Below are 16,860 nucleotides of genomic sequence, written 5' to 3' on the forward strand. Positions count from 1 at the left end.
AAATATCAATCTAACATTGAAAGACACAGAGGTTATATTACTACTCACAGATGTGATGACAGTTATACAGCTCTGTATGCTGCACAAGAAGACGTTCTTATTAAAATAGGTGAAGGTAAAGGTAATGGTCAGATGTCTGAAACTATGTACCGCATGGATAAGACTCAATCTAACTTGCTGAAGAACTTCCTATATGTAAGAAACAACGGTTTGCTGTTCAACAAAACTAACGTTGACAAGAATGGTAAACCGACACTGTTCGACCCTGACACTGGTCGTCCTATCTACATTGGTGATGGTATCATCCCACAAGTAGAAAGATTTGCATCTAAATATGCATATAATAAGCTTACTGTGGAAGCATTCACTACTGCTATCGCTATGATGAATGAAAAGAGTGAGAATCCAACTGGTAACAAATATGTACTTATTTGCAATGAGAAAGCTTGGCAAGACGTACAAACTTGTCTATCAGAATGGCTTGCAAGATTCAAAACTTGCGGAACTTATCTGTGGTCTAAGAAAGCTAACGGCTATGTTGACGTTGGTGCTACATTCCAATCTTATGAAATCGGTGGTAACACAATTTCATTCAAGGTTGACCGTACATTCTCTCGTGAATGGGGTAGCGACAAGGGCTTCATGCTAATGTTAGACTTGACTGCTGACAAAGTAAGTGGAGAACCAGCTATTCAAATGTTCACTCTTAAAGGTGGTGACTTCATCTCTAATAAATATCCAGGTGTTGGTGGACTTGATGGTCTAAGCTCAGGTGTAGTTTCTAGCCCTGTAGCAGCTTCTAAACTAATCAACTGGGGTTATTCTGGTGTTGGTGTATTCTCACCATACAGAAGCTTTATTATGAAAGAAGTGTAATTAAATAAGTAGATATTGTGGGGAAGGCATAGACCTTCCTCACATTATTTTACAAGATAGTAATTTATATTAAGTAAATGATTGAAATAATATGGCTAATGAAACAGACAACATAATTGTCTTAAGAAGTGTATTCGGTAAAGTAGGACAAAAGTACTTCCTTAATCCAGTTAGAGACCCACAGACAGGTAGATATCCTGACTGTGTAAGACCAGTAGATAGTAAAGGTGATATGCTATTAAGAGGAGAAGAAGATAAAGGTAAATGCTTGATTGCAGAGAACCGTGTATTTATTATTGAAGACGGTAAAACATTTGACCTTAATGACCCTTGGCAAGCAGCTGAATGGTATTCTATTCAACACTGTCCTATGATTGCTATGTCTCGTGACCAACGTGACAAGAATGGCAATTTAGTGATTGACGGTGACTCTAAAAGATACGGAGGAGCTGAACTTTACGTTGAAAGACCTGGTTATGAGACTAATAAGCGTGTTAATAAGAGACGTCTTATCCATGATGCTGAAGAGTATATCATTAAAGACCCACAAGGTGCTGCTGGTAGATTTAAAATGGCTAAATTGCTTGGACGTAACATGCGTAATGCCCCTGATGCCGACGTAGAAGACTTCTTGATGAACATTGCGTCTAAGGACCCAGAGAAGATTATTAATCTATATACTGGTGATGACATTGCACTTAGACTTCTGTTTATTGATGCTAAAGACAAACGTGTAATATACGTTAAGAATAAAGTATATCTATATAGCGAGAATCAAATACCATTGGGCGCAAGTGATGATGCAGTTATTACTTGGATGAAGAGTCCACAGAATAGAAGAACTCTTGAACTAATTAAGAGGGACACATATCCGGAACTGTATGAACAACCAGAGCCTGATTTTACTAACAAAATAAAAGATGGAGAGACTAAGAAGTCATCTTCAACTGGTAAATATATAAATAATGACTGCTAGACAGGTTTATGAAGGAACCGCTACTGAAGTAAATAAAGTACAGTCTATGACTCTATTATTAGAGGATTTTAACTACTTCTTTAATAAGGCTATATATCAATATATTAATAAGAGATATAATATATATGATATTAACCAACAGACTACTGACGACATTAGGGTTCTAAAAGCTACAATAGCCCTTCCTGTAACACTTGCTACGTCCGCTTACGGAGACACAGAAGGTCTTGATTCACTATATGGCGCGACGTATGAAGTGAAATTACCTAGTGATTACTTACATTTACTTAATTGTGTATGTGATTTTGAACTAAAGAAGACTTTCAAATGTTATAACGCTGGCTCCAGAGTTCAAGTCGGAGCTAGCCGTTTAACATCTGATGCATGGTCTCAAATCATTCAGAATATCTATATGAGACCTAGTTATAAACGTCCTTATTTCTACATACACAATGTTGACATAAATACTAGCAATCCTACTAACCCGTATGATGCTGTTAATAATCCACATGGTACCGATATTAGTTCTGCTAAGACAGATGCTGATACTAATGCTACAGAAGTAGCTGGTGGATTGCCAAAAACAATTTCTATTGGTGGTAATGCTGTTACCACAGTAGAAAGAGAAGGACAGATTCGTTTCGGTAATCCTTCTACTGTTAGAATGGAGATACGGTACGGGAAGGACCATACTCTATTTGAGTTAAAGAAAGTATATGTGGACTACCTGAAAGCTCCACAAACTATACGATTGACACAAGAACAGATGGATATGACAGAAGACACATCCCAAATTATGGAATTTCCTGATTACGTGTGTCACGAGATTATTAATGAGCTGGTACATATAATCTTGGAGAACGAAGGTAATCCTAGATTACAAACACATATTCCGATATCAACGTCAGTTGCAAATCCAGCTCAGCAACAGACACAAACCAAATAATTATTTAAATTATGTTTAAGTGGACAAACACATTAATCGTAAATTCTAATTTAGATTCTAGTGGCAAACCAAAATGGTCAGCACAGGCTGAAGACACTGGTAGTGGAGTTGTAGGTAGCTTCGAATTTAAAAGAGTTAACAAATTCCTCAAACCAAACGTAGTAGCAATCTATAAGAAAGAAGCATCAGACCCAGTACTTGGTAAAGTTACTTTCACTATGAGCAATCAAGGTGTAGGTAATTATAGAGTTGCTCTTTACATCAGACTATCTGGAAGCCAGAACTCTTATTACTCAAATGACTTCGTATTCAAAGGTAAACCTTTGATGTATGAATTTGCAATTAAGAATGCAAGTGCTACAGCAGCAGATGTTGCTAAAGAAGCGGCTAGAGTAATTGAGAAGATTCAGACTATCTATGGAGACCACTGGATTAAAGCTAGTGCAAATGGTAACAACCTTGTTATTGAAGGAATGGATGAATATCAACTATTTACTAAAGCTGAAATTCAGAAATTCAATCCAGACTTGAACACTGCTTTAGTTGGTGGAGAGTTTGAAACAATTGCAACAGCACTTCCAGCTGACGACCCAGACTACGATGGACAAAACACTATTGTGAAATCTAAAGAAGGATTCGGTACTTACTGGATGATTCTTAAAGACCTAAGACTTCCGACTATGGAAGCTAGACGCTTTGCTGGTATTAACGAAGAAGAGCTTCCTGTTCCAGGAGCTAAGTATAATGAGTATATTATTAACTATTGCGTTAATAGAGGCATTATGGGCGGAGATGCTGTAGGAGAAGTTACAAGGTCACTTACGACTCATGTATTCTATGTTAAACAAGATTTGGCAGCTGATTTTGAAGCAGCTCTTGCTAAGATAGGTACTATCGGTCAAGAAGTTACTCCAGGTGAAACTGCACAACAAGCTCTAGAAGCTAGTAGTGCTAATGCAGCTGAAATTGCTAAATTGAAGACTGGCAAGGCTAACGTTGCTGATGTTTATACTAAAACAGAAGCAGATGCTAAATTTGAGCCAAAAGCGTAACAACTTAAAACAGTAATTGAAGGCGGGGGCGTCATACGCCTTCGCCTTTATTTATTATAATCATATGGGATATTACGAGAAATTATCGTCAGCCATATATAATGACATAATGAGTGGTCTTAGAGGTTATAGCTCCACTCCAACAATGTCATTAGAACAGTTAGAGGATGATTGCGTTGATGAAAGACTTCAAATTATTAAGGAATATTTTATTAAAGGATTAGTTCCTAAGAAGGACTTACTGATGACTATACCTTGTATAGAAGTTGACTGCAAGAATATTGAAAGGTGTAGATGTAATGCTAGTCCCTGTGACACATTAACTGCTCATTTTGAAATTCCTCAACTTCTTACAGAGTTCGGAGAAGACGGTATAGAATATATAGGAGCTACTGATATGAGTAATCCATTTATATATTATACTAATCCTATCGTAATGAAGTATCATAAATATAGAGTAAGAGGAAAGAATAAACCATACGTGTGGATTGATATAACTCCTAACGAGAACAATATGTACGATTGCTTTGTATTTAATGCTCCATTATTAAAGAAAGTAACAGTAGTGGCAATATTAAAAGACCCTAGACAATTAGATTGGTTCGGATGCTGTGCCCCTGTTGATATTAATAATATGACATTCATTGATGCTGAAATTAAGAAGAGACTAACTGAAAAGAAGATTCGTTATTATAGGCAGCTCGCAGCTCCTGTTTTACCTAATGACCAAGTACCTAAATAATGGAGAATTTTAATTCAGCTTATTATCAAATGAATCTGCTCTATGGAACAGAATTGTCTCCTGAAGAGTTCGAAGAAATTGGACTGATTGCCTGGCATAAGATAGGTAACAGGAGAACTAGATTATACAGGTATGTTACTGATATTCAATGCCCTGACAACACAGTGGATTTACCTTGCAACTGTGACATAATTGAAGCAGTCACTTATGGCTTTGAAGAGTGGAATTATGTTACGAATGACACAGTAAACGGAGATTACTCTTCACAGTTTACTGAAAACTATATAGAATCAAGAAAGCTTTATAGTGACCCTCTCTATATAAGTGGCAAGTATGCCAAATTTGAAAGAGTGGGTGATACTTTGTACTTTGAGAAGAATTATGGACAGGTAAACATTCTCTATAAGGGCATTCTGGTAGATGAGGACGGATTACCTGAAATCAATTATAAAGAGAAAGACGCCATTGCATGTTACTGTGCTTGCACTAAGAGATTTAAAGAAGGTTGGAAGAATCACAACCAGAATATGTTACAGGAAGCACAATTATTGGAACAGAGGTGGTTGAAACTATGTGATGCAGCCAGAGTTTCAATTCATTTAAGTCAAAATGACATGAATGAAATCTTAGATGCTAAAACTAGTTGGAATAGAAAGATATTTAATAAGTCATATAAGCCCTTAAAATGATATGAATTATGCTTTAGGATATGCCTTTAACATCCATGACATGTTTGCTGGTTTTGATACCAGCAGACTTGACTTGGACAGTAAGACATGTGAGGAATTAATAGGTAATAGACATAAAGAAGTAATTGCTAAGCAAGTGTTTAAATACGCAGTTAAGCTAGTAATTGATGATATTATACATAGAAACAATAGATTTGAGCTTCCAACTTTGGGAAGGAATGCCTGGTTATACATGAAGAGAGTTTCTGGTAATGAATTTACCGAAGCTAGACGATTTGGTAAGTGGAAAGATGTAGACTTTCTAGCTTCTGATTTCTGCGGATATAGAATGGTATTAACTTACAAGAATCAAGAGATACAAAGGGAGAAGATGGCTTATCTAGACCCTGTTAATAAGAACGTAATCACAGAGAATACTAACAATGGAATGCAATACTACTAAGAAGTTTACTGATTATACAGACGAAATAATGAAGGAATTTCCATATCTTAGTAAGCATGACATAGAAATTATTGTTAGATATGGCTGGAGACAAATATACTTCTTAAATCAAAGAGGAGGAGATACAATCCTTAATAGCCATAAATATAAATATTGGTTATATATAGGGGAGTTAACTAAGAATCCTATTAAGCATTTTAGATATTACAGGAGAAAGATGCAGAACAAGTTGAGAGTGATGTATACTAGAAAGAAGATTCAATGGGACGGGTATTACTATGTAGCCTTAACCAATGAAGAATATGAAGAATTACTAGAATCTTTTAATAAGAAAGGCAGGAAGAGGAAATATTATACCTTTAATAATAAGAAGGTATTTAAGATTCTAGACGAATGTAAACTATCATTCTCTGGCAGTCCTTGTATTATAAAATTCAAAGGACTTGTAGATTTAGGATTCTCCTATAAGAAAGAAGTACTTAAATGTGAGTATCCAGAGATAGCGTTCACAAGAGATAGAAATGCTAAGTTTGAAGACATCTTAGTAAGTAACGACAATTATGAATATTTATAACAATGAAACAAGAAGCAACAAATACCTTTGGAGAAGGAATAATAATGGACCTAAATCCATTAACCACTCCTAACAATGTACTTACAAGTGCTCTGAATGCTACTATGGTTACTTATAATGGTAATGAATTTGTGCTTCAGAATGATATGGGTAATGGTAGAGTCGAAACTGCTTATTTACCTTCAGGCTATGTTCCAGTTGGAATTAAAGAATATGGAGGAATAATATATGTTGCGTCATATAATCCTCTTACTAATAAGGGTCAGATTGGCTCATTCCCGTCTCCAGAGCGTAGTATTAGTAGTAACGAAATTCAAGGGGCACAGAGTGTGCTTACTCCCAGTTCATTTGGAGCGCTGTCTAATGGAATTTTAGACACTTTTGTATCTAAAATAAACATATTCCCTGAAGGCACAATTATAAGGTCAGGAGACAAATTTACTATTATGCTAGATGCATCTAAGGGGAGTCAAATAGACACTAAAATACTTAGGACATACCTATCAAATTGCTTTAATACATCAAGTAACAAGCCCGATTCTCCTAAAAACAAATTGATGACTTTAACTCTTGCTGTAAGTGATTCTAATGGATATCTTAGGGATATTACAGAACAATTAAAGAGATTTGATGAGGATAATAAAACTATAGTATTCAGCGAAAGTGACGCCCCACTTTATAAAACTAATGCGGGATATTATATACAAACTGTGGCAGAGGATTACTCATCTAATGTGGATGAATATAGAAAGGCGTATCCAGCAAATGTATACAATAACAAGTTATCAGGCTCTTTAACTTTAATAGCTACCTTGAATACTATAGATTCAATAGATGTAGCGGTGACTGGATATGTAAGACCTGAAGAAACGGATATGAATATTGAATATGAAGTTCCTAATCAATCTGGCATAGTTATGCCCTCCGGTTCCAAGTATACACTAATATATGATTTAACATACAAGTATAATTGTCCAGATGGGTATTATGAGGACAATAAGCCATATAATTATGATGAGGTTATAGAGTATTATAATTCATACTACGGAGAGGCAAAAGATTTCGGTTCTAATCAAAATGTAATTCAGGGATGTGAGTTCTTTATGATTGATTCTAGCAAGGCTACTCTTCAAGGCCACGTTAACTTTGATAACTCAGACAAAGCTCCAGTTTACAGCCTAGAATCAAAGCAATATACCAGAGAACAAGCAGTTCAGGTTAACTTAAGTGACGTAACTGGGAATTTAATAAGCTATACTGTTACTCCATGTATGACATATAGTAGGCTTCAAGGATTAAGCATCAATGGGGCTATGGATTTATCCAAGATAGGCTCCGGTATAATTCAGCTAAATACCTGGAGGTATTACTACAATGATATGTCAATTATATTGACTTGGGGACTGGAAGCTTATTTAGTGGAAGGCACCTCTATAAATGAAATTAAGTTTAAATTTTATAGATTTCCAGACGGCAGACCAGATATGCCTACATCCGAGTATGTTGTGCCAGCTAAAAGGAATTATAACGGAGTATTTACAGAGGTTCTAAGATTCGGGGATGTTTTAGAGCCTAATAACATCTATTTGGTTGAGATACAAAAGACTATAACAAAAGGGAATATTACAGAAGTGGACCCAGACTCCGAATTTAGATGGCTCGTAGCTTCTCCTTTGTACAATGAAGCTTACATAGATAATACACAGCTAGACTATAACAGATTTGATGATACTTTAATTAAAAAGTACAATTCATTACAATTAGATACTACCTACAGTAATACGTATACCAGGAAAGTAGGAGCATTAGTAAAAGATGGTGCAGATTTATTTCCGTTGTCCAATAGACCTCTAAGTGAGTTTGATGTAAAAGCAGTGACTCTGTATAACTATTCGTATACTATGATAGAAAGCCATAAGATAGCAACAGAGGCTAAATATCCATTCGAGTTGAATGTATCATCAATTGATACTAAATATTTAGTAGATTCTGATGAAGCCAGGACTACACATGAGGACTACTTTCTGGAAGGCAATGGAGCTAAGCCTGATGATTATATAGTAGATTCTGATTTTGAACGATTGCCATTAGTTGAAGCACGACCTGATTATAATAGTCATAAGTATTCTATAGAAGTTGAGGGAGATAAGATTGGAGTTAATGGAGCTGTTATTTCTGAATTAGTAGCCGCTAAAGACCCTACTCCTAAACCCATAACCTATTCTAATATCTATAAATCCTTTGTAAGTGACATGAGTCAAGTATTTGGGACCAACATGAATAAGAAGAGTACTGGAGCTTATTACAGTAGTTCAGAATTTGGAGTTCATGTATATAGTAAAAACAAACGTAGAAGAATATACCTAGACACAATTAATAGACACTCTCCTACTGGAGAACCTAGTTCTATTAATTCACAAATATACACTGACAAAAATAGTGGTACACGTCAAGACTTCAGAAACTATTGGGATAATTTTATGGGGGCAGTATGGTCCGCTTTTAAAAGGTATCCACCATGTGTAATATTTGGAACTATCAGTGAATTTAACAATAAGGGTTACAAATATCCAGGGAGTCAAGATGCTACACATGTTGGGGGATTAGTCAGTGATAAATCATTAGGCTCATTCCAAATGCTTCTATGGTACACTGGTACGACTTATGCTTGGGTTAAAGACTTTGCATATAGAAATCCAGGAGAGAGTGGCGGCGACAGTTTGTTTATTAATAATGAAATGGCGAATATAGTATATGAAACGTTTAGAGATGTTTACATCCAAACCAGTGATTCTACTGTGCAAAGTTACTGGATTTATAATCCAAATGATTATTTATATAATCCAGACGTTAAAATAACTCTAGCTTACGACGTTTCATGCAAAAGGAACATAAGTACTAAATCTTTGTTGCAGGTTAATGGTAACGATGTTAATACAACGTCTATAAGTGACTTCCTAGATTTGTTCAAAATAGAGGATAAGGAAAGCTATATAAATCTAATGACATTTTATGTAAAATCAGATTCTGGGTATAATAAAGTGGATGGGACCACTTATGAATCTACTATTCCTTACACATTATCCACGCCAATGACAGCCCTAAGTATGGAGAGTGTGTATGCTGAATTGGATAAGAATGCTAAATCTGATAGTGTTAGCTCTAATGTAGGGGTTCTAAGCAGAGACGACACTTTCTTTATTTTGGACGGAACTGGTAATCCATTTATAGGAGGACGTATCTACTACGGTGAAGCTGTAGACAGGATAATTCCAATAGAACAGTCAACTACAGGAGCGGCTAAAGTCAGAAACCTGAAATTAAAAGATGGAACTTTGTTAGTAAATTCTACGTCTGCCACCACTAAGGACTTTGCAGTGTATAGGGATAGTTTAGGAGACGGTGATATATCCGTGCATTTTGCAGGCTTCCCTGTTGTAGAGATAGAGCTAGACAAAGGTAGTGGTAACAACTGGGGCACATTAAGCTAAATATTATGACTACTTTAGAGAACGGATTATTTAATAATTACTCCTTGAACTTCGATACTTTAGCTTTCTCATACTTCCTAGGGCAAATAAAACCTGAGGGCAACATAGTCTATGAATATAATCCTCTACATAATTATAGAATAACCAGAGATACTGATAGTAAGGGTAAAGTATCTGGTCAGGATGGATTCAATCCGAACGATGTTGTTGTGGAAGGTGGAAGTATATTAGATTTAGATACTGAATCACTTCAATTCAGCTTAAACCACCCTGTAGATATTATTGCACAAGAGTCATATGACGGTTCTGTAAATCTTATATTAAATGATAACAAGAATATACCAAGACTAATCAACACTAGATTCTCTGTGCTACAAAACAACACATACGAAATTGTAGATAGAATTGGTAACAATGATACCAATTTGTATGACGATTCTCAATTTGATTTAGATACATCACTTTATAAAAGAGTAAATAACATACCTTCTTTAACGTTTAACGAGGTTCTTCCATATGGTAATTTGAAAGTTGGTAATTATGTAGTCTATCTCAAATATGCAGACGCAGATGATAACGAAACAGACTTCGTTGCTGAGTCCGGAATAATATCATGTTTCCAAGGGTTGGATAGGGACCCTTTCTCTATAAACGGAGGACTTAGGGATATGATTGCCAACAAATCCATAAGTTTGTTAATATCTGATGTAGATGATAGTTATGACTATATAAAAGTCTATTATACTAGGTCTACATCCGATGTAGACGGTAATGAGATTACTACTGCATTTAGAATTTCTAAGAAGTATCCTGTCAAGAATCGCACCTGTAATTTAATAATAACGGGTAATGAAGCTGGACAAGATATACCATTGTCTGAAATTAATATGCAGTATTTAATAGCAGACAAAGCTAAGGCACAAGCGGCTTGCCAGAATATGCTATTTCTAGGTAATTATAATAAACCAGATATGCTATACTCCGACTTGTCTGATATAAGTCTTAGAATATTGCCTTATCTAGAAGTTTCTGATGCCCATTCTCTTATAGGTGAAGTGTCCCCTCAATATGGAGATGTTTCTGATTCCATTACTGCATTTGAATATTATAATACTAAGAATATTTACTACCATTTAGGCTATTGGGATGAAGAGATATACAGACTTGGAATAGTATATATAATGTTTGATGGCTCATTGTCTCCTGTGTTTAATATTCGAGGCATAAACGGATTACCAGACATGAATACTTTATTTGATAAGTACTCCTTATCAAACTATTCTATATTAGATGATTCTGGGGAACGTCAATACTTAGAAGTAGATGAATCTACTTACGAACTTGAGGATTCTAGATATATAGAGAATAGTAAGGGAGTGATTAGAATAAATTCTAATCTTAGTACTGGGTCCCATAAAGTTTACGGCTTAGGAATGTTTATACCAATAGATGTAGTCAACTATTTAAAAGGTAAGGTACGAGGATTCTTTATAGTTAGACAAAAGAGAATACCTACTATATTAGCTCAAGCATATGTATTACCCTTGATAGCCAAAGCAGAAGTTCCTGGAATCAATGTGTTAAACGTAAACAGTAATCCTCAATATTCAGTGGTGGCAGAAAGATTCTTAGATAATAACAAGGGCATAAACAGTAGCTATTTAAGTAGGTTGTATACGTTAGAAGGTTACAATGAGAATACAACGTGGTCTAGAGCTGGAATATGTCCTGAATATAGTTTAAAACAATCCTATTTTAACACCTTGTTCACGGGAACATCATTTCCTATTAAAGAAAGTAGAGTAATCCCAGCTAGTGCCGGATTAACCAGGAGTACCTACGAATCTAGAAGTTATTATGTTGATGCTTATACTTATAATACTTCTGTAAAGGAGATGGATGCTAAAATAGTCGGAATACCTGATAATACTCCCATAATAGCTATAGAAGACTATTCTTTCAGAGCTAGAGCTGGAGAAGCAGAGGAGGGATATAAATTTAGATACTTAGGCATAGAGAACAAAAATAATGAGGCAACCAATCTAGTCAGGGGTTCATATTCATCATATATTGGAATAGTGGGGACTCCTAGTGTAGGGCGAATAATCAATATATACATTCCTGGTTATTCCATAGGTAACATGTCTGACTACTTTAGGATAAGATATGAGGACGTCTCCCCTTATTACGCCATATCAGACAGAGTTGGTTTTGATACAGTAAGCGAGACTTATGACGTAGTAGAGCAAAGTGACATACATGCTTATTCTACAGTATGCTACAGGGGAGATTGCTATATATGCAATTACACTCACAGACTAAATAGAAATTTCCAAGACCCGTCTGCTCCTATAAATGACGAAATTGTGGATGAAAATACTTGGAAGGACAATTATGATGTAGAGAATACGGAGAAGTTAGCAGATATAAACAGAGGAGATATAAATGCGGTTCAATTAGGCAGTTGGATTACATTTAAATTATGCTCTTCTGTTAATTTATCTCTTAGGTCTCTAGACCCAAGTTATCCTACCGAGGAAGGCTTGACCGGATTAAAGAGAGGGTTCTATCCATTACAAGAAATGAGTACATCTGGAAATTATAAAATACCTGAGGCATCTATCATTAACAGTGGATTGAGTAGTACAACTAGCGATAAGAACTTCTTTACATTACCAGATGTTCCCTATATAAAGAACAGATTTGATACTAGAATAGCTTATTCTGACCTAGCAATTACAGATGCCTTCAAGAATGGATATAGAGTATTTCAGTTTACTCACTATAGAGACTATCCTAGAATATATGGAGGAATTATGAAACTAGTTGAGCTGTTTGGTAATATCCTCTGTATATTCGAACACGGTATAGCGTTAATTCCAGTTAATGAACGTGCCGTAGCAGGTGAAGGTTCAGGCGGAAATGTCTTCATTAACACCTCTAACGTACTCCCAGAGAATCCAAAGATGCTGTCGGATACCTATGGTACTCAGTGGCCGGAAAGTGTCGTACAGACCCCGTATTTCGTTTATGGAGTGGACACAGTTGGAAAGAAGATTTGGAGAACTAATGGAGACCAGTTTGAAATTATATCTGATTTTAAGATACAGGAGTTCTTAAATGAGAATATTACACTAAGTGAAAGGGAAATGACACCTATTATAGGTGTTAGAAACGTTAAGGGTCATTATAATGCATTCAAACAAGATGTTATGTTCACTTTCTATGATAATTTATATGGATTTGAAGAGAAGGCTTGGAACATCTGTTATAATGAGGTTATGCAGAAGTTTGTAACATTTTACTCTTGGATTCCTTCCTATTCAGCTAACATTGACAACATTCATTTTAGCTTTAATAGAGATACCTCTAAATGGATAAGTAAATTAGCACTATCTAATATAAATTCAACCAGTGCTGATGGAATTGTGGCTGACTCTGTTGTATTTACTGAAAATATGAAATCTACCAAATTGAGTCTTGTTAATAGACCAATTCCGAATGAATACAACACAGGTTTACCAGCAGTTTACTACAGGTACAGCCTAGAAAGAGACAACTTTAAGAATTGTGAACAGTTCAGTGTTTCTGAGGATGGAATATTAACTTATTTAGGTACTTATGACGAATTAACTTCTAAGCCTGTGTGGTTGCTTAATATTAAAGTAAGTATAGTAATAGATAGATACTCTGGAACAGATAATAATATAAAACAGTATATTAATGGATGGAATAGTTACTCCACTACCAATTATGGTTATTATCAGTCTGTAGTCGCTATTACTTCTGATAGAGTAGTGAACAATCCTGGACTTACCGAAGATGATAAAAAGCTGCCTAACTTAACAACAGACTTCTGGAAACATGGTCAGTCTGGAATCATTGATATTAAGGACAAGATTAAACCATGTTATTGGTATGGTAAGCAGCATCCATTTGAGTATGAATTTGTAGTAGTTGACAACCCAGCTACGCACAAGATATTCGAGAATTTACAAATTGTAAGTAACAAGGCTGTTCCGGACTCATTCCATTATGAAGTAGTAGGTGAAAGTTATGAGTTCCATGAGGACAAGAAGAACATGTATATAAGACAAGAAGCTACTAAGGACTTCTATCAATATAATGGTTCTGATATACTGTACAACAGGAATTTCTTAGACCTAAGAGGTAAGCAAAGAGACATTCTTAGAAACTGGAAACCCACTGGACAGAAAGTGAAATCTACAATGTTCCCATTATACTATGCTAGAGTAGATACATTTAATGAGATTGAGGATTACTACAAAGGTAAGACTGCTCCTAATAAGGATTATGTTAATCTATCAGGTTCTGAAATAGTTTATAATGAGAAGCTAGATGAGTTTAGAGTCTGGACTCATGCTAAGGCTGCTGATATTAAAGACCCAAGAATTGGAAGATTAAGAGGAAACATGAATTATCAAGGAGATGTTTGGAATATTCAAATTAATCCTATTATCTTTGTACAGCGAAACGAGCCAGCATGGAATACAGCAAAACTTACTAAGGAAACTATAGATAAGGTTCCTATCTCTGTAGGTAATTCTCCTATACCAAACGACTTAAAAGGATTTGATATAACTTCAGAAACTCCTGTGGAAGACTATATGCCTCAAGATTTAATAGACTTAGGATATGGACCTGAAGATATAGACACATCTGATTGGTGGAGTGGTAGGAAGGAAGCAAGACTTAGAGACAAATACATCAAGATTAGAGTAAGATATACTGGCGAAGAGTTAGCAATAATAACAGCATTAAAGACATTATATACAATAAGTTATGCGTAAAATTATGAAATTCCAATGGGGAAATTCGCTATTAAGACAAGGTATGGGGAGTATAACTCCCCTACAGTCTAGTAGCGACCTCTATACAGCAATGACTGGATTACAATCCGCTAACTTCGATAAATTCTCTCCCGCCAATAATCCTTTATTACAAGCTGGTGCGGCTAGTGGTGACATGGCTTCTAAGGCATTACTAATGAATGCTAATACTAATAAAGCTGTCAATGGATTATCTAAATCAGCTGCTAATATGGCAACTGGAACTGCTGGAAGTACTGTTAAACCTGGTGGAGGGCTGTTTAGTAAAGCAAATATCGGTAACACCATGTCTAAGGCAGGAGGCTATGCTGATATGATTGGCAGTTTTATTCCGAAGAAGGAGCAATCAGCACTTACTACTGGCTTAAATCAGGGATATGATGCAGCAGCTAATATGATTTCTAGTGTACCTGGAGTAGGAACTATCGTTGGAGGGGCAATGAAGATTGGTGGTATGTTGTCAGATGGACTTACAGCTTTAGGAGTAGGAACCGACCAAATGACTACTACTGATAAGATTCTTGATAGTAAATTTATGAAGTTAACTCCAATGGGGTTAGTAAATGCTTTCGGAGCTAAGAAGGCTGATACTATTTATAAAGATAACGAAACCTGGGAACAGCAAGGTTCAGCTTATGGAGGTTCAATGGCTAAGGTAGATGATGCTCTCACCAAAAGTGGTAAGAAGTACGGAGCCTTCAGTGGTAAGGCTAGACGTAAAGCTAATGCACAAATAGCAGAAGCTAAACGGCAGCAGAATTTGGTATCTGATATTAATCAAGAAGCACAAGATGCATTTGCAGCTTCTAATTATAGTGGAATTGGTCTTAGAAACGAACTAGCACTTAGTGGAGGTTATAGAAATATGGCAGTTGGTAGAAACGGAATGAAGATACTAGATGCTGAATCACAATGGGCTAGAGAAGTTCTTAATAAAGCTAGAGAAGTTAATAAGCTTCAAAAGGGAGGTAAGGTAGACGGAATTACAGGAGCGGCTCCTAAGATAACATTTGAGTCTTGGTATGAAACTGTTCCTTCTGATAGAAACGATACTACTTCATATAATCTTAGAAGGGCCTTTGAGTTAGCTCCTAAGGAGGAATTAGAGGCCTGGAGAACATCTAGTGTAGAAGATTTAAGGAATGGGAAGAATCACCTAAACTCTGTCTATCTAAATCCTAAAACAGGTATCTATGAATTTATGAAGGCTAAGAATCATCCAACTCTTAAATATGAATTAGAGTGGTATAATTCTAAAGACCCAGAAGCAATAAAGTTCAGAAACGCTTATGATTTAGATATGTCTGGAGATTATTATAAATATGTTCCAAAGAAGTTCGCAGAGGGAGGTAAAGTTAATGTAATCCCAGACGGAGCATTACACGCACACAAGCATCATTTGGAGGATATTAGTCCAGAGTATGAACAAGTAACTAGTAAAGGAATACCTGTAGTAACGGAAGAGGAAGGTGGTAAATTGAAGCAACATGCTGAAATTGAGCGTAATGAAATCATCTTCAGGTTAGAAGTTACTAAGAAACTGGAAGAACTTATGAAGGACGGAAGCGATGACGCGGCTATAGAAGCTGGCAAATTACTTGCACATGAAATTATTAATAACACTGTTGACAATACAGGTCTAATGGAGGTAGTAGAATGAGAATAGAAATTGGCGATAAGAAGTATAATGTAGAGGTAGCTCAAACAGATGAGGAGAAGACCAAAGGATTGCAAGGCAAGAAAGAGCTTGCTGAAGATGAAGGTATGCTGTTCATATATGATGAACCTCAAACAGTTGGTTTCTGGATGCAAGATACTGACATTCCACTTGATATAATATTTATTGACGAAGATTTTGAAGTAATATCGGTTTATAAGGGACAACCGCACGATGAAACTATTGCTGAAGAAGACGATGTGCAGTTTGTATTAGAAGTAAATCAAGGTTCTGGAATTAAGGAAGGAGATGAGCTTGACATAGATGACGATGATGAAGTACCAACTATGAAGGTTATAGCTCCCGATGGTTCCACTCAAATGGAATTAAATGGAGGAGAGAGAGTCTTTAGTAGAAAGAATACTAAAACTCTTATTCGTATGGCTAAGAGAGCAGATAAATCTAAGGCAGATAAAGATTATAAGGCACTCGGGAAGAAGATGTTTACCTATTTAAAACAGCAAGATGAACGTGAGCCTGAATATGTGGAGGCTCCTGAATAGTA

12 protein-coding genes are annotated in these 16,860 nt (G+C 35.9%); all 12 read left to right on the forward strand.

Annotated features, from left to right (window positions below; translation table 11 throughout):
• Positions 1-876: hypothetical protein (locus AC5LAX_RS00560; RefSeq protein WP_493263560.1), on the forward strand; the 876-nt coding region annotated here is incomplete at its 5' end.
• A 91-nt stretch (positions 877-967) separates the two neighbouring features.
• A complete protein-coding gene (locus AC5LAX_RS00565) occupies positions 968-1,852 on the forward strand; it encodes a hypothetical protein (protein WP_493263561.1) in 885 nt (294 codons plus the stop codon).
• A complete protein-coding gene (locus AC5LAX_RS00570) occupies positions 1,842-2,798 on the forward strand; it encodes a hypothetical protein (protein ID WP_493263562.1) in 957 nt (318 codons plus the stop codon). The genes AC5LAX_RS00565 and AC5LAX_RS00570 overlap by 11 nt, the downstream gene beginning before the upstream one ends.
• A gap of 11 nt (positions 2,799-2,809) precedes the next feature.
• Positions 2,810-3,850, forward strand: a complete 1,041-nt coding sequence (locus AC5LAX_RS00575; protein WP_493263563.1) for a hypothetical protein — start codon at positions 2,810-2,812, stop codon at positions 3,848-3,850.
• 109 nt (positions 3,851-3,959) lie between these two features.
• The gene (locus AC5LAX_RS00580) at positions 3,960-4,592 is read left to right on the forward strand and encodes a hypothetical protein (RefSeq protein ID WP_493263564.1); all 633 of its coding nucleotides are present in this window, start codon (positions 3,960-3,962) and stop codon (positions 4,590-4,592) included.
• A 29-nt stretch (positions 4,593-4,621) separates the two neighbouring features.
• Positions 4,622-5,281: a hypothetical protein gene (locus tag AC5LAX_RS00585; RefSeq protein WP_493263565.1), complete on the forward strand. Its 660-nt coding sequence runs from the start codon at positions 4,622-4,624 to the stop codon at positions 5,279-5,281.
• A gap of 232 nt (positions 5,282-5,513) precedes the next feature.
• A complete protein-coding gene (locus AC5LAX_RS00590) occupies positions 5,514-5,723 on the forward strand; it encodes a hypothetical protein (RefSeq protein WP_493263566.1) in 210 nt (69 codons plus the stop codon).
• A 217-nt stretch (positions 5,724-5,940) separates the two neighbouring features.
• A complete protein-coding gene (locus AC5LAX_RS00595; protein WP_493263567.1) occupies positions 5,941-6,297 on the forward strand; it encodes a hypothetical protein in 357 nt (118 codons plus the stop codon).
• A gap of 2 nt (positions 6,298-6,299) precedes the next feature.
• The gene (locus AC5LAX_RS00600; RefSeq protein WP_493263568.1) at positions 6,300-9,788 is read left to right on the forward strand and encodes a hypothetical protein; all 3,489 of its coding nucleotides are present in this window, start codon (positions 6,300-6,302) and stop codon (positions 9,786-9,788) included.
• A gap of 5 nt (positions 9,789-9,793) precedes the next feature.
• A complete protein-coding gene (locus AC5LAX_RS00605; protein ID WP_493263569.1) occupies positions 9,794-14,599 on the forward strand; it encodes a hypothetical protein in 4,806 nt (1,601 codons plus the stop codon).
• Complete coding sequence (locus AC5LAX_RS00610; RefSeq protein ID WP_493263570.1) at positions 14,592-16,298, forward strand: hypothetical protein; 1,707 nt, start codon at positions 14,592-14,594, stop codon at positions 16,296-16,298. Before AC5LAX_RS00605 ends, AC5LAX_RS00610 begins: the two co-directional genes overlap by 8 nt.
• Positions 16,295-16,858, forward strand: coding sequence for a DUF192 domain-containing protein (locus AC5LAX_RS00615; protein WP_493263571.1), 564 nt, complete (start codon positions 16,295-16,297; stop codon positions 16,856-16,858). The genes AC5LAX_RS00610 and AC5LAX_RS00615 overlap by 4 nt, the downstream gene beginning before the upstream one ends.
• Positions 16,859-16,860: the final 2 nt, after the last annotated feature.

This window comes from Megamonas sp., assembly GCF_986095205.1.